The sequence below is a fragment of the Brevundimonas huaxiensis genome, from assembly GCF_014218725.1.
Lineage (GTDB): Bacteria > Pseudomonadota > Alphaproteobacteria > Caulobacterales > Caulobacteraceae > Brevundimonas > Brevundimonas huaxiensis.
This window is the reverse complement of sequence record NZ_JABBJE010000001.1, coordinates 188,550-208,533: the sequence shown is the minus strand read 5'-3', so window position 1 is coordinate 208,533 and position 19,984 is coordinate 188,550. Positions and strand designations below refer to the sequence as shown.

Annotated in this window: 21 protein-coding genes and 1 pseudogene; 10 read left to right on the top strand and 12 right to left on the bottom strand. The window is 68.4% G+C overall.

Annotated features, from left to right (window positions below; translation table 11 throughout):
- Positions 1 to 70: 70 nt before the first annotated feature.
- Positions 71 to 1,042 (top strand): 4-hydroxy-3-methylbut-2-enyl diphosphate reductase, encoded by a 972-nt coding sequence (gene ispH / locus HF680_RS01020; protein WP_185223816.1) that lies wholly within the window; start codon positions 71 to 73, stop codon positions 1,040 to 1,042.
- Here ispH and HF680_RS01015 read toward each other — a convergent pair.
- From HF680_RS01015 to HF680_RS00990, 6 genes are all read right to left on the bottom strand, one after another.
- A complete protein-coding gene (locus HF680_RS01015) occupies positions 1,039 to 2,592 on the bottom strand; it encodes a sensor histidine kinase (protein WP_205195870.1) in 1,554 nt (517 codons plus the stop codon). The two genes, ispH and HF680_RS01015, sit on opposite strands and share 4 nt — an antisense overlap.
- Positions 2,593 to 2,700: 108 nt before the next feature.
- Entirely contained in the window at positions 2,701 to 3,372 is a 672-nt protein-coding gene (gene scpB, locus HF680_RS01010) for an SMC-Scp complex subunit ScpB (RefSeq protein ID WP_185223814.1), read from the bottom strand.
- Positions 3,369 to 4,187 carry a segregation and condensation protein A gene (locus HF680_RS01005; RefSeq protein ID WP_185223813.1) on the bottom strand — a complete coding sequence of 273 codons (819 nt, stop codon included), beginning with the start codon at positions 4,185 to 4,187 and terminating at the stop codon, positions 3,369 to 3,371. Before HF680_RS01005 ends, scpB begins: the two co-directional genes overlap by 4 nt.
- Positions 4,188 to 4,193: 6 nt before the next feature.
- Positions 4,194 to 5,243, bottom strand: coding sequence for a beta-N-acetylhexosaminidase (nagZ, locus tag HF680_RS01000; RefSeq protein WP_185223812.1), 1,050 nt, complete (start codon positions 5,241 to 5,243; stop codon positions 4,194 to 4,196).
- On the bottom strand, positions 5,240 to 6,019 hold the full coding sequence (locus HF680_RS00995; protein ID WP_045810346.1) for an SPOR domain-containing protein: 780 nt from the start codon (positions 6,017 to 6,019) through the stop codon (positions 5,240 to 5,242). Before HF680_RS00995 ends, nagZ begins: the two co-directional genes overlap by 4 nt.
- A 76-nt stretch (positions 6,020 to 6,095) precedes the next feature.
- Positions 6,096 to 7,286 carry a deoxyguanosinetriphosphate triphosphohydrolase gene (locus HF680_RS00990; RefSeq protein WP_185223811.1) on the bottom strand — a complete coding sequence of 397 codons (1,191 nt, stop codon included), beginning with the start codon at positions 7,284 to 7,286 and terminating at the stop codon, positions 6,096 to 6,098.
- A 141-nt stretch (positions 7,287 to 7,427) separates the two neighbouring features.
- Between HF680_RS00990 and erpA the strand changes: the two genes are divergently transcribed.
- A complete protein-coding gene (gene erpA, locus HF680_RS00985) occupies positions 7,428 to 7,745 on the top strand; it encodes an iron-sulfur cluster insertion protein ErpA (RefSeq protein ID WP_039245694.1) in 318 nt (105 codons plus the stop codon).
- On the opposite strand, the gene HF680_RS00980 is transcribed toward erpA, so the two are convergent.
- From HF680_RS00980 to HF680_RS00970, 3 genes and pseudogenes are all read right to left on the bottom strand, one after another.
- On the bottom strand, positions 7,729 to 7,926 hold the full coding sequence (locus tag HF680_RS00980; protein ID WP_205196062.1) for a hypothetical protein: 198 nt from the start codon (positions 7,924 to 7,926) through the stop codon (positions 7,729 to 7,731). The genes erpA and HF680_RS00980 overlap by 17 nt on opposite strands.
- Positions 7,923 to 9,115, bottom strand: a pseudogene (locus HF680_RS00975) (PepSY-associated TM helix domain-containing protein). The gene HF680_RS00980 and the pseudogene HF680_RS00975 overlap by 4 nt, the downstream one beginning before the upstream one ends.
- The gene (locus HF680_RS00970) at positions 9,025 to 11,211 is read right to left on the bottom strand and encodes a TonB-dependent receptor (RefSeq protein WP_394353516.1); all 2,187 of its coding nucleotides are present in this window, start codon (positions 11,209 to 11,211) and stop codon (positions 9,025 to 9,027) included. Before HF680_RS00970 ends, HF680_RS00975 begins: the two are co-directional and overlap by 91 nt.
- Positions 11,212 to 11,317: 106 nt before the next feature.
- On the opposite strand from HF680_RS00970, the gene HF680_RS00965 reads away from it, so the two are divergent.
- The 4 genes from HF680_RS00965 to HF680_RS00950 all read left to right on the top strand — a co-directional run bounded on the left by HF680_RS00965 (position 11,318) and on the right by HF680_RS00950 (position 13,657).
- Positions 11,318 to 11,623, top strand: coding sequence for a metalloregulator ArsR/SmtB family transcription factor (locus HF680_RS00965; RefSeq protein WP_185223808.1), 306 nt, complete (start codon positions 11,318 to 11,320; stop codon positions 11,621 to 11,623).
- Positions 11,620 to 12,300, top strand: a complete 681-nt coding sequence (locus tag HF680_RS00960) for an SdpI family protein (RefSeq protein WP_185223807.1) — start codon at positions 11,620 to 11,622, stop codon at positions 12,298 to 12,300. Before HF680_RS00965 ends, HF680_RS00960 begins: the two co-directional genes overlap by 4 nt.
- An 11-nt stretch (positions 12,301 to 12,311) precedes the next feature.
- Complete coding sequence (locus HF680_RS00955; RefSeq protein WP_185223806.1) at positions 12,312 to 13,244, top strand: alpha/beta hydrolase; 933 nt, start codon at positions 12,312 to 12,314, stop codon at positions 13,242 to 13,244.
- Between the two features lie 68 nt (positions 13,245 to 13,312).
- Positions 13,313 to 13,657, top strand: a complete 345-nt coding sequence (locus tag HF680_RS00950; RefSeq protein ID WP_185223805.1) for a hypothetical protein — start codon at positions 13,313 to 13,315, stop codon at positions 13,655 to 13,657.
- Between the two features lie 29 nt (positions 13,658 to 13,686).
- Here the strand turns inward: HF680_RS00950 and HF680_RS00945 are convergent, their stop codons facing one another.
- The 3 genes from HF680_RS00945 to HF680_RS00935 all read right to left on the bottom strand — a co-directional run bounded on the left by HF680_RS00945 (position 13,687) and on the right by HF680_RS00935 (position 16,789).
- Positions 13,687 to 14,409, bottom strand: coding sequence for a prephenate dehydrogenase/arogenate dehydrogenase family protein (locus HF680_RS00945; protein ID WP_185223804.1), 723 nt, complete (start codon positions 14,407 to 14,409; stop codon positions 13,687 to 13,689).
- Positions 14,406 to 15,737, bottom strand: coding sequence for a dihydroorotase (locus HF680_RS00940; protein ID WP_185223803.1), 1,332 nt, complete (start codon positions 15,735 to 15,737; stop codon positions 14,406 to 14,408). Before HF680_RS00940 ends, HF680_RS00945 begins: the two co-directional genes overlap by 4 nt.
- Before the next feature lie 86 nt (positions 15,738 to 15,823).
- Positions 15,824 to 16,789 (bottom strand): glycosyltransferase family 9 protein, encoded by a 966-nt coding sequence (locus HF680_RS00935; RefSeq protein ID WP_185223802.1) that lies wholly within the window; start codon positions 16,787 to 16,789, stop codon positions 15,824 to 15,826.
- Between the two features lie 86 nt (positions 16,790 to 16,875).
- On the opposite strand from HF680_RS00935, the gene HF680_RS00930 reads away from it, so the two are divergent.
- From HF680_RS00930 to ygfZ, 4 genes are all read left to right on the top strand, one after another.
- Positions 16,876 to 17,094, top strand: coding sequence for a hypothetical protein (locus HF680_RS00930; RefSeq protein ID WP_185223801.1), 219 nt, complete (start codon positions 16,876 to 16,878; stop codon positions 17,092 to 17,094).
- A 5-nt stretch (positions 17,095 to 17,099) separates the two neighbouring features.
- Positions 17,100 to 17,666: a hypothetical protein gene (locus HF680_RS00925; RefSeq protein WP_185223800.1), complete on the top strand. Its 567-nt coding sequence runs from the start codon at positions 17,100 to 17,102 to the stop codon at positions 17,664 to 17,666.
- A gap of 67 nt (positions 17,667 to 17,733) precedes the next feature.
- A complete protein-coding gene (locus tag HF680_RS16125; protein ID WP_185223799.1) occupies positions 17,734 to 19,122 on the top strand; it encodes a hybrid sensor histidine kinase/response regulator in 1,389 nt (462 codons plus the stop codon).
- 50 nt (positions 19,123 to 19,172) lie between these two features.
- Positions 19,173 to 19,976: a CAF17-like 4Fe-4S cluster assembly/insertion protein YgfZ gene (gene ygfZ / locus HF680_RS00915; protein ID WP_185223798.1), complete on the top strand. Its 804-nt coding sequence runs from the start codon at positions 19,173 to 19,175 to the stop codon at positions 19,974 to 19,976.
- The last annotated feature ends 8 nt before the right edge of the window (positions 19,977 to 19,984 follow it).

Here is a 19,984-nt window from a genome sequence, read left to right as displayed (position 1 = left end):
GACAGAATCCGTCGCATCCGCCCATCGGCTCCGATGGCGGTCAGCGCCGCAAACGACTAGGTTCGCCGCCATGAATGCGCATGTTCCTGTCCCCAACGCTCCGCTTCGCCCGCTTTTGGTGCGGTTGGCCACCCCGCGGGGCTTTTGCGCCGGGGTCGATCGCGCGATCCAGATCGTCGAGCGCGCGATCGAAAAGTTCGGCGCCCCCGTCTATGTGCGCCACGAGATCGTCCACAACAAACATGTGGTCGAGCGCCTGAAGGCCATGGGCGCCGTCTTCGTCAAGGAACTGGATGAATGCCCCGACGACCGGCCGGTCGTCTTCTCGGCCCACGGGGTGCCCAAGTCCGTGCCGGCGACGGCGCGGGCGCGCGAACTGGTCTTCCTGGACGCGACCTGCCCCCTGGTGTCCAAGGTCCATGTTGAAGCCGAACGTCATCATGCGGCCGGCCGCCACATCATCCTGATCGGCCACGCAGGCCACCCCGAGGTCGTCGGCACCCTGGGCCAGTTGCCGCCTGGCGCCATCACCCTGGTCGAGACCGAGGCCGACGCCGAATCGTTCGAACGCCCCGGCGACGCGCCCCTCGCCTATGCGACCCAGACCACCCTGTCGGTAGACGACACGGCGGGCATCCTGAAGGTGCTGAAGCGCCGCTTCCCCGAACTGCCCGATCCGCACAAGGAAGACATCTGCTACGCGACGACCAATCGCCAAGACGCCGTCAAGGCGCTGGGCGAGGGCTGCGACCTCGTGCTGGTCGTCGGATCCAAGAACTCGTCCAATTCCGTGCGCCTGGTCGAGGTCGCGATGCGCGCCGGCGCCCCGGCCGCCTATCTGGTCGACGATGCGTCCCAGGTGGACTGGTCCTGGTTCAACGGTGTGAACACCGTCGGCGTCACCGCCGGCGCCTCGGCCCCCGAGCCGCTGATCGAGGCCCTGGTCGACGCCATCCGGGCGCGCTTCGACGCCACTGTGACCGAAGACGACGGCGCCCGCGAAACCGTCACCTTCAAACTGCCGCGCCTGCTGACGGCCTAGGCGACCGCCTCCAAAGGCAAGACGACGCGGAAGGTGCTGCCGGCGCCGGGCGCGGTGACGATCTCGATCTTGCCGCCCATCAGGGCCGCCAGACCGTGCGCCGCCGTCAATCCCAGTCCCAGCCCTTCAGCGGTGCGCGTCGCGCTTTCATCGCCCTGTGTGAAGGCCTCGAACAGGCGCGCCGCCTCCCCCGGCTCCATGCCCGGCCCCGTGTCCTCGACCTCCAACGCCAGGCCCGCGCCCGCGCGCGCGACCGCGCGCAGCATCACGCCGCCGGTGCGCGTGAATCGCACCGCATTGTCCGTCAGCGCCGCCATCAGCTTTTCGACATGAACCGGGTCGCCCAGCCACTCGCCTTCGGCCGCCTCGACCGAAATCTTCAGCCCCTTGGCCTCGGCCGCGCCCCGGAAGTCGTTGGCGACCCGCCGCAGCAGGTTGTCGGGCCGGAACGGCCGGGTCTCCAGCGCCACGGCCCCGTCGCGCAGCCGCACCACGTCTAGCAGCTCCTCGACCAGCCTCAGTTGCTGACGTCCCGACGCCTTCAGGATTTCCAGCCGCTCGCGCTGCTGCGGCGTCACCAGATCGGCCCCGATGATCTCGGCCATGCCCAGAACCCCGTTCAGGGGCGTGCGCAGTTCGTGACTGACGTTGGACAGGAACCGCGTCTTGGCCCGGTTCGCCGCCTCGGCCCGCTCCAGCGCCGCGGACAGGGCGACCTCCGAGGCTTTGAGGCGCCGCACGTCCGCCGTCGTGTTCCACAGCAGCGACCCCGTGCCGATCAGCAGCACGATGAACAGCAGCAGCAGCAGCGGCCCGGCCTTGGTCAGGATCTGATAGCCGGGCTTTTCCGGCGCCCAGACAACTCGGCCCAACAGGGCGCCGCCGACATCGCGCACATCGACGCCGACCATGCCTTTGGGCGGCTCCGCCTCGCCGGGCTGGAAGTGAATCCGATCCAGCGCCAGCCTCGTCTTCAACGGCTCCAGCTCGCCGGCGAACGGTTTGAACGACGCGACCACCGGATCGGACGCCGGCGTCGATCCGCCCGCCGTATGCCGCACCACGGTCGAGGCCCCCAGCACATAGACGTCGTCGTCGACGCGAACGAACGCCGCCTTCAGATGCACCCCGGCATCCGCCGTGACCGATCGGTCGCGCCCGGCGGCCTGGGCCCTGAGCGCGTCGATCAGCGGACGGGCCGCCTGGCCAAATGGCTGGCCAACCTGCGCCTCGGCCGGTCGGCCCAGGGTGCTGATGCGAAACAGCCGCCCGGTCCCGTCATAGCCGAGGGTGAACTGATGCTTGTGCTGCGCGGCGTAGAAGGCGCCGAAGTTGCGGTCGTACCAGGCCACGTCGCCCGCCGTCATCCGATCGACGGCCTCGTCCCAGACCGAGGCGGTGGTCAGGTTTTCGCCAATGGTCTCCAGCGCGCGCGTCAGACGCAGCCGCACCAGACCTTCTTCCTTGCTGGCTTGGTGGGCGTCGATGCCGCGGCTGACGATGGCCAGAACCCCGGCCATGCCGACAATGGACGACAGCATCAGGATCATTGCGATCCTGAACGTGCTCCACGCCCGCCAACCCGTCTTCGATGTCACGCCACTCATACGGTCTGGCTTACGGCGCGCAGACTAAGACGGCGTGAACATCACGCTGGGTCAGCTTCGTTCGCCGACGAAATCCTGGGCGAACTCGGGCGCCTCGTCGTCCAGCGGCAGGGTGCCGTCCTCGTCGTCCACCTCCGACGCACGGGTGGGGTCCGGCACCTCGAACCCGACCGGCAGCGACAGATCGAGCAGGCCCGCCGCCTTCATCTCCTGCACGCCCGGCAGGTCGTACAGGGTCGCCAGGCCGAAATGCTCCAGGAACCGGTCGGTCGTCGCATAGGTGACGGGCCGTCCCGGCGTGCGCCGGCGCCCGCGCAGCCGCACGAACCCCATCTCCAGCAGCAGGTCCAGCGTGCCCTTGGAGATGCTGACGCCGCGCACGCTCTCGATCTCGGCGCGGGTGACGGGCTGGTGATAGGCGATGATCGCCAGCGTCTCCAGCGCGGCCTTGGACAGACGGCGCGGCTCCTCGCGCTCCTGCGTCATCATGAAGGCCAGGTCCGGCGCGGTGCGAAAGCGCCAGCGGTCGGCGACGCACTCCAGCTCGACCCCCCGCCCCTCATAGCGGGCGCGCAGACCCGATATGGCGCGGGCGACATTGCAATTCTCGGGCAGGCGCGCGGCGATCTCGGCCGCCGTCAACGGCCCGGCGGCGGCGAACAGCAGGGCTTCGACTCGCCGCTCGATCTCGGCCTCGTCGGGCTGGAAGGCGAGGTCGCTCACGGCGTCAGCTCCAGCGGCTGGCCCGGTCCGCGCCGCTTCAGATACAAGTCCGCGAACGCTTCGCTCTGCCGGATGTCCATCGCCCCTTCCTTCACCAGCTCCAGACTGGCCGACAGGGTCGAGGCCGTAAAGCTGGCCTGGCTGGGCCCCTCCTCGTCCTCACGATGGGGCGCGACCTGTTCCAGCGGCGTCCAGTCGGCCAGCTTCGGCATGATCTCGCGCAGCCAGTCGCGCGCGGCTTCCAATGGAAAGGCCTCGACCCGCTGGCCGGGGGCGTAGCGCCGGGCCTTCTCGCGCCGGCGCTGCACCACATAGGCGCTCATCAGTTCGTACAGGCTGGCGTCGATCCGGTCCGACGGCACGATCACCGTCGCTTCGGGATCGCCGCGTGTGAAGACGTCGCGCTTCAGCTGGGGCCGGGCCATCAGCTGTTCGACGGCCTTTCGCATCACCTCCAGCTTCTGCAGCCGGAACGCCAGGGCGGCAGCCATCTCTTCGGCCGGCGGCTCTTCGGCCTTGCCCTTGTCGGTGCGCGGCAGCAGCAGCCGCGACTTCAGATAGGCCAGCCACGACGCCATCACCAGATAGTCCGCCGCCAGGGCGAAGTTACGCCTGCGCGCCTCATGCACGAAGGCCAGATACTGTTCCGCCAGCTGGGTGATCGACAGCTTCAGCAGATCGACCTTCTGGTTTCGCGCCAGGGCCAGCAGGACGTGCAGCGGCCCCTCATAGCCTTCCAGATCGACGACGAAGGCCTCGCGCTCCTCGACCTCCTCGGCGTTGAAATCCAGATTGGGCTGGAAAGACTCCGTCATAGGTCTTTAGGCCTGCGCCTCACCCACGTCCGGTCCCTTGGCGGCGTCCATGCGACCGCCCATGGCCTTGAAGAAGCGGTCGTGCCCGGCGACGGGATCCAGCGGTTCGGGCGTGCGCACGATCCGGGCCAGCGCGGCGTCCGCACGTCGGCGCGCCCCGCCCTTCAGCGGCCCGACGCCCTCGGCGACCTGGCGCATTTCGTCCATGTCGCCGTTCCAGTGGACGACGAGATCGCACCCCGCCTTCAGCGCCTTGTGCGCGCGCTGGGTCAACGAGCCCGAAAGGGCGTTCATCACCAGATCGTCGGACAGCAGCAGGCCGCCGAATCCCAACCGCTCGCGGATCAGGCGAATGGCCTTCTTCGACTGCGTCGCCGGATGTTTGCGATCGATCGCGGTAAAGACGATATGCGCCGTCATACCGATCGGCATGTCCGACAGGGCCTTGAACGGCGCAAAGTCCCAGGCGTCCAGCGTGTCCAGATCGGCGTGAACCGTCGGCAGATCCTTGTGCGTGTCCGCAAAGGCCCGGCCATGGCCCGGCATGTGTTTGATGCAGGGCAGAACCCCGCCCGCCAGCAGCCCCTCCGCCGCCGCCCGGCCCAGCACGGCGACCGTCTCGGGATCGACGCCATAGGCGCGGTCGCCAATGATGTCGTGGGCGCCGGGAATCGGCACGTCCAGCACCGGCAGCAGGTCGACGGTCACCCCGACCTCGCGCAGATCGTGCGCCATCAGGCGTGCGCCCAGTCGCGTCAGCTCACGCGCCTGCGCCAACTCGTTCGTCGCCTTCAGATAGGCGTTGGCCGGCGGATATTTGGGCCAGTGGGGCGGCCCCATCCGCTGGACCCGACCGCCTTCCTGGTCGATCAGGATCGGCGCGTCCGGATCGCCGATGGACGCCCGCAGTTCGTCGGTCAGGGCCCGCACCTGTTCCGGCGTGTCGATATTGCGCCGGAACAGGATGAAGCCCCAGGGTCGGACCTCGGCGAAGAAGGCCTTTTCGGCCTCCGTCAGCCGATGTCCCAGGCAGCCATAGATGGCGGCGGACGTCACCGGACGATGCAGTCCCGGCCCGCCGCCTTCAGCGCATTGCAGAAGGCCACCGCCCGTTCGCGCGACAGGCCTGAGAAGGCCGTCCGGTACAGGGTCGATCCGCTGGACGAGGTCACTTCGGTCACGCGCTTTTCGGCGCCCGAGGCGTACGCGCCGAAGCGGCCGGCGACGGCGGCGTATTCACGGTCCGCGATCTCGGTCGAGGAGAAGGCGCCGATCTGGACCGAGGCCGATCCGCCGGTCGCGGCCGGAGCCTTGGTCGCCGGCGCAGCGACGGGCGCGGGCGCCGGAGTCGTCGGACGCGGCGCAGGCGCGGCCGGCGTCGCCGTATTGGCGGGCGGCAGGCCTTGTCCGGTCGGTGCGGCGGTCGGCGGCGCGGCCGGACGCGGCTGGGGCGCCTCGGGAGGCGGAGTGAAGGTCACCGGCGCATCGGTCGTCTCGGCCTCGTCGCGATAGACGCGCACGCCCTCGGCCGGGTCGATCGGCTGGGCGTCGATGGGCGCGGCGGTCTTCATCTCGCCGACGGGCTGGCCCACCGCCGGCGGCGCGTCGGTCGAGGCGCGCATGCCCGAGCGATAGAAGAAGATCACCGCCACGATCAGCAGCAGCAGGACCACCGCGCTGATGATCAATGTCACCGGCGGCGCCTTGCCCCCGCCCGAGCCGACATTGCGGCCGCTGCGCGGGTCATAGCTGTTGCGGCGGAACGGCAGGTCGTCGTCGGTCGGCGGCGTATAGGCGCCCCGGCCGGGTTTGTTGTCGTCTTCAAAGGACATGGTCGCGCTCCGCCGTCTGTCGGCGCGAATCGGCGCGCCGAACGATCACTCTACGCCCCCGCGTGCATCTTTCGAATCACAGATCGAGGGCGAGGTCGAGGCTGAACAGCTTCTGGTGCACTTCTATGGCGTAACGGTCGGTCATGCCGGCGATGTAGTCGCACACGGCGCGCGCCCGCTGTGTCTTGTCCGGGGTCATGGCGGGTTCGCCCCACTCCGGCGGCATCACCTCCGGCTCGGCCATGAACAGTTCGAACAGTTGCGACAGCACGCGCCGCGCCTGACTGCGGGTGCGGTTGACGCGATAGTGGCGATACATCCGCTCGAACAGGAACTTCCTCAGCACCGCCAGATCGACGTGCATGGCGTGCGAGAAATCCACCATTGTGCGCTTGGCCATCCGCACGTCCTCGGTCGTGACGATCCGGTCTTCCTCCAGCCGCCTCGCCGTCTCGGCCAGCACGTCCTCGACCATCACGCCGATCATGCGCCGCACCGCCTCGATGCGCAGCATCCGGTCGTCGATGTCGGGATATTCGCGGCGCACCTCGGCCAACATCGGGCCGATCAGCGGCACCTGACCCAGATCGCGCAGGGTGATCAGACCCGCCTGCACCCCGTCGTCCACGTCGTGATTGTTATAGGCGATGTCGTCGGCGATGGCCGCACACTGGGCCTCCAGCGAGGCGAACGTCCCCAGCCGCAGGTCCCACCCCGCCTCGCCGCCGGTCGCATAGGGGCGCACGACCGACCAGGCCGGCTCGTCCAGCCGGTGCGATACCGGGCCGTTGTGCTTGATGACGCCCTCCACCGTCTCCCAGCTCAGATTCAGCCCGTCGAACTGCGGATAGCGGTTCTCCAGCTCGGTCACGACGCGGAAGCTCTGGACGTTGTGGTCGAACCCGCCATAGTCGCGCATCTGCACCACCAACTCGTCCTCGCCGGCGTGGGCGAACGGCGGATGGCCCAGGTCGTGGGCCAGGGCGATGGTTTCCGCCAGGTCGTCGTCCAGCCTCAGCGCATGGGCCAGCGACCGCGCGATCTGCGCCACCTCCAGCGAATGGGTCAGGCGGGTGCGGTAGTGATCGCCCTCATGCGCCACGAAGACCTGGGTCTTCTCCTTCAACCGCCGGAACGCCGTCGCATGGATGATGCGGTCACGGTCCCGCGCAAAGGCGGTGCGCGTGCGGCTGGCGGGCTCGAAAACGCGGCGGCCCTGGGTCAGGTCGGCGCGCTCGGCGTAGGAGGCGAGGTCTGTGTGGCTCAAGTCATCAACTTTGAGGCTGCTTTGATGCGGGGGGCCTTTGCGAACGGCCCTGCCCGCCTCATATAGACAGCCGTGAGCACCGTCCAATCCACAGAACCGTCCACACCCGCCTTCACCGTCGCCACGCGCGCGCCGGAAGGCATCGTCCTGGCCGCCAGCGCCGCCAAGCGACTGGCGAAACTGGGGGCGGCCGAGGGCAAGACCCTGATGCTGCGGGTCGCGGTGGACGGCGGCGGCTGCTCGGGCTTCCAGTATCGGTTCGAACTGGTCGAGACGGCCGAGGACGACGATCTACGCATCCAGGCCGACGGCCAGACCGCCTTGATCGACCCCGTCTCGGTTCCCTTCCTGAAGAACTCCGAGATCGCCTATGTCGATGAACTGGCCGGCGCCCAGTTCGTGGTCAGGAACCCGAACGCCGCCTCCAGCTGCGGCTGCGGCGTCAGCTTCTCGATCTGACGACGGCCCAGCCGGTCGCCAGGATCGGCGAGACAAGCAAGGCCGCAAAGGCCCAGTCCCACACCCCATCCTGCAACAGTGCGCCCACCAGCCCGATCAGGCTGAGCGCAAACAGGACGATCGGCGCGCGGAAGATGGCCCACAGGGTCAGATCCCTCGGGTTGTGACGGCGACGGCTCACGCCTTCCGCCTCCCCTTGCCCAGCCACAGATAAAGACCGGACCCCAGGATCACGATGGTGGCGATGTCCAGCAGCGCCCACAGGATTTTCAGCGCCAGCCCGCCATAGTCGCCGAAGTGCAGCGGCTGCGACAGCGACAGAGTCTTCACATACCAGGGCGCCGGCGCCACCGCCGCCAGTTCGCCCGTTCGTGCGTCGATCAGGGCCGGCGTCGTCATATGTGTCGTCAGCGGCGTGTCGCCGTGGAAGAAGACGGCATAGTGGTGGTCGGTCGAATAGTCGGTTCCCGGAAACGCCACGAACTGCAGCTTCATGCCCGGCAGCGCCGCCTTGGCTCGCTCCACCGCCGCGTCCAGCGAGGCCCGGCCCTGCGCGGGCGCCGGCGTATCATAGGCGACGGTCAACTCCTTCAGCGCCGTCTCTCTCCAATAGGCCAGGATGGGCGTGGCCAGGGTGTTGACCACCCCCGTCAGCCCCACCACCAGCACCCAGGCCGCCGTCACCACGCCCAGCAGATTGTGATAGTCCAGCCACCGCGTCCGCGCCGCCTTCTTGACCCGCACCGTCCCGAACGGCAGTCGACGCATGAAGGGCGCATACAGCACCACGCCCGACACCACGGCGACGACCAGCAACAGCCCCATCGCGCCCAGAAACAGCATTCCCGGCAGCCCCAGGAACATGTCGGTGTGCAACTGAAGCAGGAACTCCATCACCGGATGACCGGCGACCAACGGCGCGCCCTCGCCGCTGGTCTGATCGATCGGCTCGAAACTGTATTTGCCGGCCGGGGCGTCGGGCGCGCGGCTGGTGACGTTCACCACCGGCCGGTCCTCGTCGAAGCTCATGAAGGCCGGAACCTCGCCCGGATGTTTGGCCAGACCGGCGGCCAGCACCTCGTCCAGCGTCAGCAGTTGGCCGTCCGGGTTCTTCGGCGCCCACGGCTCATGCAGCAGCGCCTCGTTCAACTCGTGGCTGAACACCAGCGGCAGTCCCGTGACGCACAGCATCAGCAGGAACAGGGTCGAGATCAGGCTCGACCACTTGTGTGTCCAGGTCCAGGCGCGGATCGTCCGGGCGTGCATCGGCCGGCGCGGATCAGAACTCGGTCGAGACCGACAGACGCAAGGTCCGCGGCGCGCCCAGCGTCAGATAGTTCGATCCCGGATAGCCGCCGACCGCGACCCATTGATCCTCGTCCGCGACATTCTCGACCCGCGCGCGCAGCGTCACCGGCTTGTCGCCCGCCGTGAAGGCATAGCGCACCCCGGCGTCGAAGCGGGTCCAGCTCTCCAGCTCGAACGCATTGGTCGCATCGCCCGGCTGGGCGCCGGTATGGACCGCCCGGCCCTCGACCGTCAGGCCGCTGACCATCGGCACGTCCCATTCGACATTCAGATTGGCCTGGAAGTCCGGCACGCCGATCGCCGACTTGCCCGCATTGGCGGCGGTCAGCGACCGATTGATCTCGGCGTCCAGCCATGTCGCGCCCCCGATCAGACGCAAGCCGACGACCGGTTCGCCATAGACCGTCAGCTCGACACCTTTGTTCTCCTGCTCGCCGCCGTCCGAATAGACAGCGGTATTCGGATCGAAGAAGGCGCTAGGCAGGGTCGTGCGGAAGACGCTCAGCGTGCCGCCATACGAACCGGCGTCGTATTTGGCGCCAATCTCGGCCTGCTCGGCGCGGAACGGCGACAGCACTTCGCCGCCGTTCGCCACCGTCACGCCATTGACCACCGCCGGCGCGGTCGTGCCCGGAACCAGGGCTTCGGCATAGTTGGCGTACAGCGAGATCGCGTCGCTGGGCTTGTAGACCAAGGCGAGGGCCGGCGTCGTCGCGTCGCTGGAATAGCCCGACGTGAAGGCCCCGTCGGCGTAGGCGTAGGATCGGGTCTCGATCTCCTGATAGCGGAGGCCGACGGTCGCCAGCAGCCGTCCGTCCAGGAAGGATAAGACATCGGCGACGGCGAAACTGGTGTTCTTGACCCGCTCGGTGACGTTGGGATCATCCAGATCGCCCGAGACGCTGGCGATGGCCGGCGCCGGCGACAGCAGCGGATTGGTCAGCGTCCCCATCGCATAGCCGGCGAAGTTCGACGCCGCCCAGGCGTTCTTGGACTTGGACTGGATCTGCGAAGCCGAAGCGACCAGGCGATGCTCAATCGGGCCGGTCGTCAGGTCGGCGCGCACGCCGATGTCGCCCGACCACACCGTGTCCTCGCGAATATTGTCGAAGCGATAGCCGCGGATCGCGCCCGCCGCGTCGGCGCGCGGATTGGCCAGGCTGTTGTCTTCCTCGCCCTGACGCCCGCCGAAAGCGGCCCAGGCGCTGATGTTGTCGGTCAGGTCCAGCTCGCCGCGCACGGCGCCGAACAGCTGCTCTTCGTCTGTGTAGGTCCAGCGTTGGGCGAAGTTCTTGTCGGCCGAGGGCGCGTCCGGGATGGCGGTTCCCGGCGTCACACTGGGACGGGGCGCATCAATCCGGTGATCCTGCCAGCCCAGATCGGCCGAAAACCGGGCGCGATCGCCTCGGCGGTCCAGCCCAAGGCCGACGACCCGCAGTTGGCCGGTCTCATCCTCGACGGCGCTTTCGCCCGCACGGCTGGCGATGTTCAGGCGCGCGCCCCATTCGCCTTCGTCGCCGAAACGGCGGGCCAGGTCGGCGGCGGCATAGATCTCGTCACGGCCCGATACGCCTCCGGTCAGGCGCGTCAGGGGGGCGTCGCCCGCCCGCTTCGGCGTCAGGTTGAAGGCGCCGCCGACCCCGGTCCCGCCCGGCGCGGCGCCGTTCAGGAAGGTGGAGGCTCCGCGAAACACCTCGACCCGCTCGACCAGTTCGGCCGCCACGAACTGGCGCGGCAAGACGCCATAGAGCCCGTTGTAGCTCATGTCGTCCGAATAGACCGGGAAGCCCCGGACTACATACAGCTCCTGGAAGTTGCCGAAGCCCTTGGACACCCGCACCGTCGGGTCGTTCTGCAGCACGTCGCCGATGCCGCGCGCCTGCTGATCACGCACCAGTTTTTCGGTGTAGTTGGCGGTCGAGAACGGCGTGTCCATCACGCCCAGATTGCCCAGCAGGCCGATGCGCCCGCCGCGCGCCACCTGACCGCCCGCCGCCGGCGCCGTCAGCCGAACCTGCGACCCCGTCACGACGATCTCCCCCAGCTCCGCCGGAGCCGTCGCCTGCTGCGCCAGGGCCGGCGAGGCGAGTGTCAGCGTCAGGGCGCTGGCGGTCAAAAGAACGGAAGCACGGCGAAGGCAGGGCATTTTGATACGCATTCTCAAAATCAAGTTGCGCGTCCCTAGCCCGATCGCTCTGTGCAATGCAATCCGCCGCACCCGCGACATATTGCATTTAGCTGAATTCCTAATTAGGAAGATTGCTATGAACACCCTGTTCAAGGCCCTGTCGCATCCGGTGCGCCGTCGCATCATCGCCATGTTGCGCGCCGGTCCGCTGGCGTCCGGCGACATCGCCGCCGCCTTCGACATGAGCTGGCCCACCATCACCGGCCACCTCAACGCCCTGAAGGAGGCCGGCCTGGTCAGCCCGGAGCGCGAGGGCCAGACCATCCGCTATCGGCTGGAAATCTCGGCGGTCGAGGAGGCGATGGCCTTTCTGATGGACATCGTCGGAACCGGCGAGGCGACCGGACCCCTGCCCCAGCCCTCAAAGGAAACACGCCGATGAAGGATCGCCTGTCCCTGCTGGACTATCTGACCCTCGCCGTCTTCGGCGTGCAGGCGGCCTTCGCCCTCTACATCGGCGTTAACGGTCCGACGACGCCGATGCCGATGCACTGGAATGCGGGCTGGCAGGTCGACCGCTGGGGCGATCGGGTGGAGTTCGCGACCTTCACGGGCGGCCTGGCGGTGATCGGCTTCATCGCCGCCGCCGGCCTGGGTCTGGCCGCCCTGCGCGCCGAGGATCAGGGCGACGCCTCACGTCGTCGCTCGATGCGGATCGGCCAGGGGCTGACAGTGTTCATCGTCGCCGCCATCGGCCTGGTGATCGCCTGGGCCAGCCTGGGGCACGCGACCGTCGATAGCGGCCCCACCGTCATGACCGGCGCCTTGTCGCTGATCCTGCTGGTCACCGGCGCCTTCCTCGGTCGGGTCGCGCCCAATCCCCTGATCGGCGTGCGCACCCCCTGGAGCTACAAGAGCCGCCTGGCCTGGGATCGCTCGAACCGTCTGGCGGGTCGACTGTTCTGCCTGGTCGGCCTGGCCGGCCTGATCGCCGCGCCGCTTGCGCCCCCGCCCTATGGCGTCACGGCCCTGATCGCCGCCGTCATCGTCGTCGCAGGCCTCTCGATCTTCGAAAGCTGGCGCGTCTGGCGCGCCGACCCCGACCGCCAACCCTTCTGAAGGAGACTGCCATGCTGATGCTGACCCACGCCCTTCTCGCGGCAAGCCTGCTCGCCGGCCCGGTCTCGACCGACATCGCTTTGCCCGCCCAGCCGGCACCCTTGCATGGCACGCTGCTGTCGCCGGAGGCGGCGACGGCCGTCGCCGTCATCCTGCCCGGCTCCGGCCCGACCGATCGGGACGGGAACAGCCCGATGGGCGTCGCCGCCTCCACCTATCGCCTGATGGCCGAGGACCTGGCGGAACAGGGGGTCGCCACCCTGCGCATCGACAAGCGCGGCGTCGCGGCCAGCACAGCCGCCGGGTTCGACGAAACTAAGCTGCGTTTCACAGACTTGGCCGTCGATGCGCGCGCCTGGGCGGCCGAGGCCGCCTCGCGGACGGGACAGCCCTGCGCCTGGCTGATCGGCCACAGTGAAGGCGCCCTGGTCGCGCTGAAGGCGGTCGACGGCGGAGACGACAAGGTCTGCGGCCTGATCCTGCTGTCCGGCGCCGGTCGTCCGGCCGGCGTGGTGATCCGCGAACAGCTCCAGGCCGGCCTGCCCGAACCCCTGAAGACCCAGGCCTTCGGCGTCCTGACCGAACTCGAAGCCGGCCGCACCGTCGCCGATACGCCGCCCACGCTGGCCGCCCTGTTCCGCCCGTCGGTCCAGCCCTATCTGATCTCGTGGCTGCCGCTGGACCCCGCCGCCCTGCTCGCCGCCTACGACGGCCCGGTCTTCATCGGCCAAGGGACCACCGACCTCCAGATCGGCATCACGGACGCGCAAGCCCTGGACGCCGCCGACCCTAAGGCCACGCTGAAACTCTGGGACGGCGTCAACCACCTCCTCAAGACCGCCCCCGCCGACCGCGCCGCCAACCTGGCCACCTACGCCGACCCGGCCTTACCGCTGGCGCCAGGCGTGGCGCAGGATGTGGCGACGTTCATTCGGGCGCATTAATCGTCATCAACATCTGATCGGCTTGAAAAAACTATTCAGGCGACAGAGTTTTGCTGAGCATGCGCAGGGTGATCAACGAACTTTGGGTGGTATGGACCTTTCATAAGGTCGCTCTTGGTGGAGCGCTCATTGTGGTCGTACTCGCTGTCGTGATGGCGATGGTCGTAGCCTTTGTTAGCGCGCCGCAATCCACCAAGGGCAAGGTGATTTCGTTCGATGTCGCCGGAAGCGAACGGCGCAATGCTCCTGCGGCTATCGTTCATGTGGAAGGCCGCTTGGCCAGGATCAAAGTGTACAGACGCATCTCGTGCTTGGTCGGCGAAGAGATGGAGCTCATGCGCTATGACACGCCGCTCGGATCGTTTTACACTCTCGCTTCTGGTCCTCGCCCCTGCCATTCGCCGGAGGGCTGAATGGCGATCATGAGAACTTTGCCGTAAAGTTAGTCCAACCCTCCCCGCGCCTCGTCCGACAGCGCGAAGAACCGCTCCCGAACCTCGGCCGCGAACGGGTTGTCGCGTTCGATGGCGCGGAAGACGGCGGGGCTGTCGTGGCGGACCATGTCGACAGCCTGCATCAGCCGGTCGAAACTGGCGGTGGTCATGCGCGTCGGCAGGGGCTCCATCGCCATCAGGACGCGGGCGATCAGATGGGTCAGACCCTGCACGGTGGCCGCCTCGCGGTCATGGTCCTCGGGGCTGACCTGAAACACCTTCAGCCCCAGCGCCCGGCGGCAGAAGGCGGCGACGCGACGGGCGTCTTTTGCGCCCCGCACCTCGCACACGGCGATCCGCAGGCCGGCGATGCCGTCCTTGCCGCTCTGCGGCCCGAACAGGGGATGGGTGCCCACGATCCGCACGCCGGGCGGCAGCAGGGCGTTCATCGCCTGCGCCGGCTTCACCTTCACCGACCCCACGTCGATGACCAGGGCCTTGGGATTAAGGTGCGGGCCGATGGCGATCAGCGTCGCCTCCAACGCCTCGACCGGCACGGCCAGCACCACCGTGGGACAGGCGGCGGCGGTCGCCAGATCGGTCAGGGTCGCGAGGCCTTCGCCATCGCTCGCCGCCGGATCATGCGCCAGGATTTCGAACCCGGCCGACAAATGCCGCGCCGTCAGCCGCCCGAAGGCGCCGAAGCCGATCAGGCCGAGCCTCTCCCTCACAGCGTCTCCATGAACCGCACCGGCCGCCCGTGCGCCGATCCGATCAGTTCGCCGTCCTGCATCACCACCCGACCACGCACGATGGTCGCCATCGGCCAGCCGGTCGCCTCCATCCCGTCGAACGGGGTCCAGCCGCAGCGCGTCGCCTGCTGATCGTGCGTGATCGTCCGCTTGGCCTTCAGATCGACGATGGTCAGGTCGGCGTCATAGCTGACGGCCATCCGCCCCTTGTTCGCCGTGCCGAACACCCGCTGCGCCCCCGCCGAGGTCAGGTCGATGAAGCGCTCCAGCGACAGGCGCCCGTTTGCGACATGGGTCAGCATCAGCGGCACCAGCGTCTGCACCCCCGGCATGCCGGACGGCGAGGCCGGATAGGGTTTGGCCTTTTCTTCCTTGGTGTGCGGCGCATGGTCGGAGCCCAGCACGTCGGCCACGCCCTGCTGCATCCCCCACAGCCACAGCGCGTCCACATGCTCCTGCGACCGGATCGGCGGGTTCATCTGGGCGTAGCTGCCCAGCCGCTCATAGGCTTCCGGTCCGACCAGGGTCAGGTGCTGGGGCGTGATCTCGACGGTGGCGACATCCTTGTGGAAGCGCAGATATTCCATCTCTTCCCGGGTCGTGACGTGCAGCACATGGATGCGCGCGCCCGTCTCCTTGGCCAGGCCGACCAGGCGCCGGGTCGAGCGGATGGCGCTTTCGGCATCGCGCACCTCGGGGTGGCTGGTCCAGTCGCCGGTGCGGGCCAGACCGCGACGCTCGACCAGCCGGTATTCGTCCTCGGAGTGGAAGGTGGCGCGTCGGCGCACATTGGACAGAACCTTGCGCACCCCCTCGTCGTCGGCGATCAGCAGGTCCCCGGTCGAGGCGCCCATGAAGACCTTGACCCCGCAACAGCCAGGCAGCCGCTCCAGCTCGCCCAGATAGTCCGCATTCTCGTGCGTGCCGCCGACGTAGAAGGCGTGGTCAGTCCACATCCGATCCTTCGCCCGCGCCAGCTTGTCGGCCATGGTGTCGGGATCGGTGGTGTTGGGGTTGGTGTTCGGCATCTCGAATACGGCGACGACGCCGCCCAGGGCGGCCGCGCGGCTGCCCGTCTCCAGATCTTCCTTCCACTCCAGCCCCGGCTCGCGGAAATGGACCTGGGTGTCGATCACGCCGGGCAGGACCGTCAGCCCCGTGGCGTCGAAGGTTTCGCCCGCAGACGCCTGCGACAGATCGCCGATGAAGGCGATCTTGCCGTCGATCACCCCGACATCCGCCATGCCCCGCCCCGCATGGTTCGCCACCTCGCCGCCACGGACGATCAGGTCATAGGTCTGGGTCATGGGGCGGTTCCTGGGGGATGAGCGATGCGCTCTTACTATATCTCCGCTCATCCCCGCGAAAGCGGGGACCCAGCGCTTTGGGCGCGCTAACCCCGCACCTTCAACATCCGCTGCGCCGCCTTCAGCACCCGCTCCCACGGCAGGTCCATCATATGCTGGATCGCCTGGTTCAGGCGCGGATCCAGCTTCTTGAACTCTTCATAGGTCCGCGGCCCGCGCACGGCCTCGCCCTTCCAGGGTCCGCGCACGGTCTCGTCCGACGGCCCGAAGGCGGCGACGACCGGCGCGCCCGAGGCCACGGCCAGCTGGGTCCAGATCGAGTCCGCCCCGATGTACAGCACCGACGTCGACAGGGCCGCGACCGTCTGCAGCCGCGTCAGCTTGCCCTGAAGCTCGATCACCCGCGCGCGCGGCACGGCGTAGCGGATCGTGTGCGCCGCCTCGCGGTCGATCTCCTCGCCCACGATCATCAGCCGCCCGCCCGCCAGCGGCCCGTCGTCGGCCAGCAGCTTGGCCGCGACCTTGGCGTAGCGTTCGGCGGGCCAGCGCTTGCCCATCCATTCCACCCCCGGCCCGACCGCCAGGATCGGCCCGTCACCGCCCATCGCCGGGATCAACGCCTCGACCTGGGCCCGCGTCTCATCCGAGACATAGAGTTTCGGCGCCGGGATCTCATCGGGCTCCAGCTTCAGCACCGCCGCCGCCGCCTCGACCGCATGCAGGCCCGGCTGATCCTTGCCCCGCACCGCGCGCTTGTGCCGCCTCAGCTTGCCCGACAGGTCCGAGCCGCGCATGTCCACGACCAGTCCCCATTTGGTCGCCCGCACCTGGTTCCACAGGGCGATCCAATCGAAATGGCCCTCGCGCTCCAGCACGATCAACTTCGTCAGGCGCGGCGTATCGGCGAACAGCGGCGCGCTGGCGGCCGATCCGACGATGGTGAAGGTCGCGTGCGGCAGGCTCTCGACCAGATGCGCCAGCACGCCGGAGGACAGCACGGCGTCCTCGGCGTCCGCCTCGGCGATGTACAGGATGGGAAACCGCCCGATCATCCGTCGACGGATACAGGGATTCTATCTGCGGTTCAGCGCCAAACGCGTGTTTCCACAGGAAGGCCCCATGCGCTACAGCGACGCGCATGAGCCACACGCCCGACCCAGCCGCCGCAGCCGCCGCAGCCGCCCTCGAACGCTTCAAGGCCCAGCGCGTCACGGCCATCTACCGGCTGGACCTGATCGCCAAGGGCGCGACGATTTCCTACGAGGACGGCACGCCGATCGACATGGCCTCCGAAAAGACCCGGCTGGAGGCCGTCGTCGCCGACATGGATCGCCGCATCGCCCGGCTGGAGCGTTAGGCCGGGTGAGCCTTCCCCTCCTTCCCGGCCGGACCTGCGGCGGTTGCGTCGAATGCTGCCGGGTCATTCCGCTGAACCTGCCGGAACTGGCCAAGCCGACGGGCGAGCTGTGCGCCTATTGCGTCGACGGCGCCGGCTGTTCGGTCCACGCAATCCGGCCGAACACCTGCCGCATCTGGTTCTGCCTGTGGCGTGTGGTCGAGCTGTCCGACGACTGGCGGCCGGATCGCAGCGGCGTCATCGTCCGCCCTGACGGCGTGGAGGACGGGGTCATCACCCTGTATGTCCTGCGCCGCTCTGACTTCCTGGCCTCGCCCGACTTCTTCGTGACCGTCGCCGGCTGGGTCGCAGAAGGGATCGAGGTCGCGCTCAGCATTCCCGGCCCCGTTGGAACCTATCCCGCCCGCGCCGTCATCACCGACTGGCTGCGCCCGGCGATCGAGGATGGCGACCCGGGCGCCTTCACGACCCGCGTCCTGATGTCCCTCGACCGGCTGGCCGAACACGACTTTCAGCCGGACCGCGTCGTCGCGCGATATGCGGTGACAACCCAGGATCGGCCTGAAGCTTAGCCGAAGCTTAAGTCCTTGGCTCTACGGTGAAATCCGTAACGCCGTCGCTGGAAAGGGCACGCCGTCGATGCAGGCCTGGGACGCGCTGAAACGACCGATCTGGATGTTCGATCCGGTCGCCTTGCGCGGCGTCTACGCCAATGCGGCCGCGCTCGACCTCTGGGGGTCCGACAATCTTGACGCCCTGCTGGCGCGCGATTTCAGCAACGTTTCCCCCGCCGTCCTGGCCCGCACCGAGCGTCTGGCGCGCGAGACGGCCAATGGCGAGACCCTGACGGAAGACTGGACCTTCTACCCGCACGGCCGACCGCTGACGGTGTCAGCGGTGATCTCGACCTATCGCCTGACGGACGGCACGCCGGTCCTGCTGTTCGAGGCCGCGCCCATCACGGTTGAGAACGAGGAGCGTCGCGCGGTCGAGGCCCTGCGTCACACCTCGACCCTGATCACCCTGTTCGATAGCGAAGCCCGCCCGATCTTCTCCAACCCGTCGGCCTTCGCCGCCTACGGATCGACCGCGCACCCCTTCGAGGCCCGGTTCGCCCAGCCCGAGCGCGCCCAGCCCATGCTGGCGACCGCCCTGTCGGGTTCGGCGATTTCCGACGTCTGCGAGATCATCACGCGCGAGGGCGTGCGCTGGCACCATCTGGACATTCGTCCCGTGACGGACCCCGTCACGGGCCATCTCGGCGTCTTGCTGAACGAGATCGACGTGACCGAGCGCGTCGAGGCCGAACAGGCCCGCGTCGCCGCCGAGCAGAAGACATCGATGGCCGAGGCCCGGCAGAAGTTCCTGACGGACATGTCGCACGAACTGCGCACGCCCCTGAATGCGGTCATCGGCTTCTCCGACCTGTTGTCCAAGGCCGGCCTGGCCCAGGAACACGCCGATCAGGCCGCCCGCATCAACGGCGCGGGGCAGCGCCTGTTGTCCGTCGTCAACGATATGATCGACCTGTCGGCCGACAACGTCGTTCCCCCGGCGCCCTCAGACACGCCGGCCGAGCCTGCCCCGCCGGCCAATGAGGACGCCCCCGCCCTGCGCGTCCTCTATGTCGACGATCACGACAGCAACCGCGCCCTTGTCATGGCGGTGTTGACGGCCCAGGGCATCGCCTGCGCCACCGCCAACGACGGCGAACAGGGCGTCGAGGCCGCCCGCACCGGCGACTGGGACGTGATCCTGATGGACATCCAGATGCCCGTGATGGACGGCGTCCAAGCGACCCGCGCCATCCGCGCCCTGCCCGGCGTCGTGGGCCGCACGCCGATCCTGGCCCTGACCGCCAACACCCTGCCGGAACAGCTGACCCAGTACGAACAGGCCGGCATGGACGACTGCATCGCCAAGCCGATGAACATCGTCGACCTGGTCATGCGCGTCACCGCGTGGGGCGCCAGCGACTGGCGCACCTTCGATCCTCGCCTCGAGGAAGCGGCGGCCGCAGTCGCCTAAATTCTCTGCGGCGTCTTCTGAAGGGACGCCGTGCGCCCTATCTTCGCCCCATGCTCATCGCCCGTCTCGACAGTCGCGCCCTGATCTCCGTCACGGGCGAGGATGCGAAACCCTTTCTGCACAATCTGTTGACCCAGGATGTGGAGACGCTGGCCGAAGGCGAGCTGCGCTTCGGCGCCCTTCTGTCCCCGCCCGGCCGGCTGCTGTTCGACCTGTTTCTTCTGGGACAGGCTGACGGCGTTTTGCTGGATGTCGCCGCCGACCGCCGCGACGCCCTGATCCAGCGCCTGTCGATGTACAGGCTGCGCGCCAAGGTTCAGGTCGCCGCCGACGACCGCCCGGTCTTCGTCGCCTGGCCCGAGACCTCCGCCGGCTTCATCCCCGACCCCCGCACGCCCCTGATGGGCGGCCGTCTCTATGGCGAGGCGACGTCGGACGCCGCCGAGGCCGACTACGACGCCCACCGCCTGTCGATCGGCCTGCCCGATCCGACCGCCGACGCGCCCCAGGACAAGACCTATCCGATCGAGGCCGATTTCGACCTGCTGAACGGCATCGACTTCCAGAAGGGCTGTTTCGTCGGCCAGGAAACGACGTCGCGGATGAAGCGCCGGGGCACGATCAAGAACCGGATGCTGCCGCTGGACTTCGACGGCCCGCCCCCCGCCTTCGGCGCCGAGGTGCTGAAGGGCGAACTGCGCGCGGGCGAAGTCCTCTCGGGCCGGGACGGTTCGGTCATGGCCCTGCTGCGCATCGACCGCCTCGACGGCGACCTGACGGTGGACGGTCGCCCGGTGCGCTTGCGCAAACCCGCCTGGATGGGCGAGGACGTCCTTTCCTCCTCCAACGCGTGAGTCCCCCC

Bases quoted from the DNA above. Each gene is read 5' to 3' on its own strand.
- ygfZ (WP_185223798.1), top strand. From the start codon at position 19,173: ATGCTCATCGCCCGTCTCGACAGTCGCGCCCTGATCTCCGTCACGGGC.
- HF680_RS00940 (WP_185223803.1), bottom strand. From the start codon at position 15,737: ATGACCCAGACCTATGACCTGATCGTCCGTGGCGGCGAGGTGGCGAAC.
- HF680_RS00995 (WP_045810346.1), bottom strand. From the start codon at position 6,019: ATGTCCTTTGAAGACGACAACAAACCCGGCCGGGGCGCCTATACGCCG.
- HF680_RS16125 (WP_185223799.1), top strand. From the start codon at position 17,734: ATGCAGGCCTGGGACGCGCTGAAACGACCGATCTGGATGTTCGATCCG.
- HF680_RS00930 (WP_185223801.1), top strand. From the start codon at position 16,876: ATGAGCCACACGCCCGACCCAGCCGCCGCAGCCGCCGCAGCCGCCCTC.
- HF680_RS01005 (WP_185223813.1), bottom strand. From the start codon at position 4,187: ATGACGGAGTCTTTCCAGCCCAATCTGGATTTCAACGCCGAGGAGGTC.
- HF680_RS01015 (WP_205195870.1), bottom strand. From the start codon at position 2,592: ATGATCCTGATGCTGTCGTCCATTGTCGGCATGGCCGGGGTTCTGGCC.
- HF680_RS00970 (WP_394353516.1), bottom strand. From the start codon at position 11,211: ATGCGTATCAAAATGCCCTGCCTTCGCCGTGCTTCCGTTCTTTTGACC.
- HF680_RS00935 (WP_185223802.1), bottom strand. From the start codon at position 16,789: ATGATCGGGCGGTTTCCCATCCTGTACATCGCCGAGGCGGACGCCGAG.
- HF680_RS00955 (WP_185223806.1), top strand. From the start codon at position 12,312: ATGCTGATGCTGACCCACGCCCTTCTCGCGGCAAGCCTGCTCGCCGGC.
- HF680_RS00960 (WP_185223807.1), top strand. From the start codon at position 11,620: ATGAAGGATCGCCTGTCCCTGCTGGACTATCTGACCCTCGCCGTCTTC.
- HF680_RS00965 (WP_185223808.1), top strand. From the start codon at position 11,318: ATGAACACCCTGTTCAAGGCCCTGTCGCATCCGGTGCGCCGTCGCATC.
- ispH (WP_185223816.1), top strand. From the start codon at position 71: ATGAATGCGCATGTTCCTGTCCCCAACGCTCCGCTTCGCCCGCTTTTG.